The sequence below is a fragment of the Thiolapillus sp. genome (assembly GCF_048562965.1).
Lineage (GTDB): Bacteria > Pseudomonadota > Gammaproteobacteria > Chromatiales > Chromatiaceae > Thiolapillus > Thiolapillus brandeum_A.
In genome coordinates, this window is the sequence record NZ_JBHNMF010000365.1 from 1 (window position 1) to 3,325 (window position 3,325).

Genomic DNA, 3,325 nt, shown 5'->3' on the forward strand with positions numbered 1-3,325 from the left:
GCAGGATGCAGCAATCAGCGTATAGAACAAGCTCTAACGGGCAGTATGAACAAAATAGCAACTTTATTTCACCCGAAAATATACGGTGGAACAATGTTGCTTACTCTAAACTCTAGTTACTCTAAACTCTAGAAATTATAGACAAATACTGTAATTATTAGTTCCATTAAGAACGCAACACTACACTAGCAGTTCGCCACCCTGAATTCGTGTTCGCTTATATCGCTCTTCAATTTCTGGCGAGACCTTCCTCACGTCGTCCGCAACTATTCGATTTTGCCGAATGTTGTTTACTCTAATAATCGGGACACCACCTTCATCATGGAAGCCTGGTTGAACAATTCCATACGATATCTTCCTGTCTTTGTGGACAAGATCTGCGAGGGTTTTTACTTCCCACGAGTCTGGCAAAGACTCGAACTCAGGAATCATTTCAAGCGTCATACCCCAACCCCCACCGTCGCCAAATTCTCACCTATCTGCGTATGGCCACGCACAGGCAGGCGAATCCGCGCATCCAGCACTTGACCTTGTTGCATCTGCCCCCTCATCACGACTCCCGCCCCTTCTTCACCATCTCCCCGCTCTTCTCCACCAGCCGGTCGAAATCGGACTCAAACGCCCGATCCTGCGCGACACGAAAGGCGGCGTATTCTTCCTCGGCAAGAGCCTTGGCCACCTTGGCCGAGACCTTGCCGGGATTGTCCAGAATTTCATAGTCGTTAAAGCGCAGGAAGGCGTCGAGCTTGGCCACCCAGTCACTCATCTTCATCAGGCGCTGCTTTTTGGCCTGTAGCTCGGCATAGTCCAGGTACATGACGACGATGTGGTTGAGTTCGTCCAGCTCTTTTTCGTCCAGGTAGTTCTTGGCGACGGCGACATCACTCTTCAGGACCTTGCCCTTGGGGGCGTTCTTCCAACTCTTCAGCCCCATGTGGGGCTGGCTGGCGTCGGCGCGTTGGCGAATCAGTTCGGCGGCGGTGTGGCCGTGGATGGCCCAGTGGAGCTTGTTCTGCACCGTGGCATAGAAGGTCTGTGTCGTCTCGGCGTTGGGGTCGTAGTCGGCGGAGCACTGGGCATAGATGTCGGTGATCTTCTGGTAGAAACGGCGCTCGGAGGCGCGGATCTCGCGGATGCGCTCCAGCAGCTCGTCGAAGTAGTCCTGACCGAAGCGCTGGCCCTGCTTGAGGCGTTCGTCGTCCAGCACAAAGCCCTTGATGATGAATTCCTTGAGGGTCTGGGTAGCCCAGATGCGGAACTGGGTGGCCTGGCGGGAGTTGACCCGGTAGCCGACGGCGATGATGGCGTCGAGGTTGTAGTATCGGGTGCGGTAGGTTTTACCGTCGGCGGCAGTTGTTTTCAAAATGGAAACAACTCGATCCTCCTCCAACTCCCTGGTTTCAAATATATTTTTCAGGTGCTTGCTCACCGCTGGCACACCGACGCCAAACAACTCGGCCATCCGTTTTTGAGTCAGCCAGAAGTTCTCGTCGCGGTAGAGTACGTCCACCTTGACGGCGCCGTTGTCGGTGCCGTAGAGCAGGATTTCGGCGTTTTCAGGCAGGCCCGTCTGACTCATTCGCCAAGCTCCAGCAGACTGAAGCCGACCTTCGCCAGATTCTCCCGAATCCGCGCATCCAGCACCTCGCCCTGCTGCATCTGCCCGGCCAGCTCTTTGGTGAGCGTGGCCATCTTCTCCTCGAAGGGCACGCCATCGTCTTCTTCGTCGGGGATGCCGACGTAGCGCCCCGGCGTCAGCACGTGGTTGTGCTTGCGCACCTCATCGAGGCTGGCGGCCTTGCAGAAGCCCTTTTCGTCCTCGTAGTCGCCATCGATGCGCCGCCAGCGATGGTAGGTGTCGGCAATGCGCTCGATGCCGTCGTCGCTGAATACCCGGTTACGGCGGGTAACCATCTCACCCAGGTTACGGGCGTCGATGAAGAGGATTTCATCCTCCCGGCTACGGAAGTTGTGGTTCTTGCGGTCGCGGGAGATGAACCAGAGGCAGGCGGGGATGCCGGTGTTGTAGAAGAGTTTGTCGGGCAGGGCAACGATGCAATCCACCAGTTTGGCCTCGACGATGGCCTTGCGGATGTCACCCTCACCGCCATTGTTGGATGACAACGAACCGTTGGCCAGCACCAGCCCCAAGGTGCCGTTGGGGGCAAGGTGGTAGATCATGTGCTGCATCCAGGCGAAGTTGGCGTTGCTGGTGGGGGGCACTCCGTACTGCCAGCGCGGGTCGTCGCGCAGCAGCTCGCCTGACCAGTCGGAGTCGTTGAAGGGCGGGTTGGCGATGATGAACTCGGCCTTCATGTCCTTGTGGGCGTCGTTGAGAAAGCTGCCCTCGCCGTTCCAGCGCACGTTGGAGCCGTCGATGCCGCGAATCGCCAGGTTCATGCGACAGAGGCGATAGGTGGTCTGGTTGGACTCCTGGCCGTAGATGGAGATGTCGTCGATGCGCCACTGGTGGGCCTCGACCAGCTTCTCGGCCTGCACGAACATGCCGCCAGAGCCGCAGCAGGGGTCGTAGACGCACCCCTTGTAGGGTTCGAGCATGTTGACCAGCAGCTTGACGATGCTGGCGGGGGTGTAGAATTGTCCGCCCTTCTTGCCCTCGGCGGCAGCGAACTCACCGAGGAAGTATTCATAGACCCGGCCGAGCACATCCTGCGCCTTGGCATCGCCCAGGCCGATGGTGGCAATCAGATCGATCAACACCCCAAGGCCGGCCTTATCAAGGTTCTGGCGGGCGTACTGTTTGGGCAGTACACCTTGAGGGTGGGATTCTCCTTCTCGATGGCCTCCATCGCCTCGTCCACATCCTTGCCGATCTCCGGCAGCTTGGCGCGGGCCTGAAGGTATCTCCAGCGGGCATTGGCGGGTACGAAGAAGACATTTTCCGCCCGGTATTCGTCGGCATCCTCCGGATCGGCCCCTTCGTACTCCCCCTCCCTAGCGGCCAGTTTGGCGTGCAGTTCCTCGAAGGCATCGGAGATGTACTTGAGGAAGATCAGCCCGAGCACGATGTGCTTGTACTCGGCGGCGTCCATGTTCTTGCGCAGCTTGTCGGCGCTCTTCCAGAGGGTCTTTTCCAGGGGTTCTTGCTCTTTGGGCTTCTTGGCGGTTCTGGCCATGGATTATCGGTTCCTTACTGTTTGCCGATTAGCGAGCGGTGGTTTTATCTTCCGGGTTGACACCAGCCCGCAAGCGTGTCTTCGGCCTCGTGATAGATTTTGGGACATCCCAGTCCCCAAAATCGACTCGGCCTTTGACAACCTATTTGTGCCCCAGCCGTCCTGGTCACCAAGCACTACGCAACAAC

General features: G+C 57.6%; 1 protein-coding gene and 1 pseudogene. Both read right to left on the minus strand.

Features of this window, described 5'->3' with window-relative positions; all coding sequences use genetic code 11:
• Window positions 1-550: 550 nt before the first annotated feature.
• The gene (locus ACOCD2_RS14835; protein ID WP_293647707.1) at window positions 551-1,579 is read right to left on the minus strand and encodes a virulence RhuM family protein; all 1,029 of its coding nucleotides are present in this window, start codon (window positions 1,577-1,579) and stop codon (window positions 551-553) included.
• A pseudogene (locus tag ACOCD2_RS14840) lies at window positions 1,576-3,137 on the minus strand (type I restriction-modification system subunit M). Before ACOCD2_RS14840 ends, ACOCD2_RS14835 begins: the two are co-directional and overlap by 4 nt.
• Window positions 3,138-3,325: the final 188 nt, after the last annotated feature.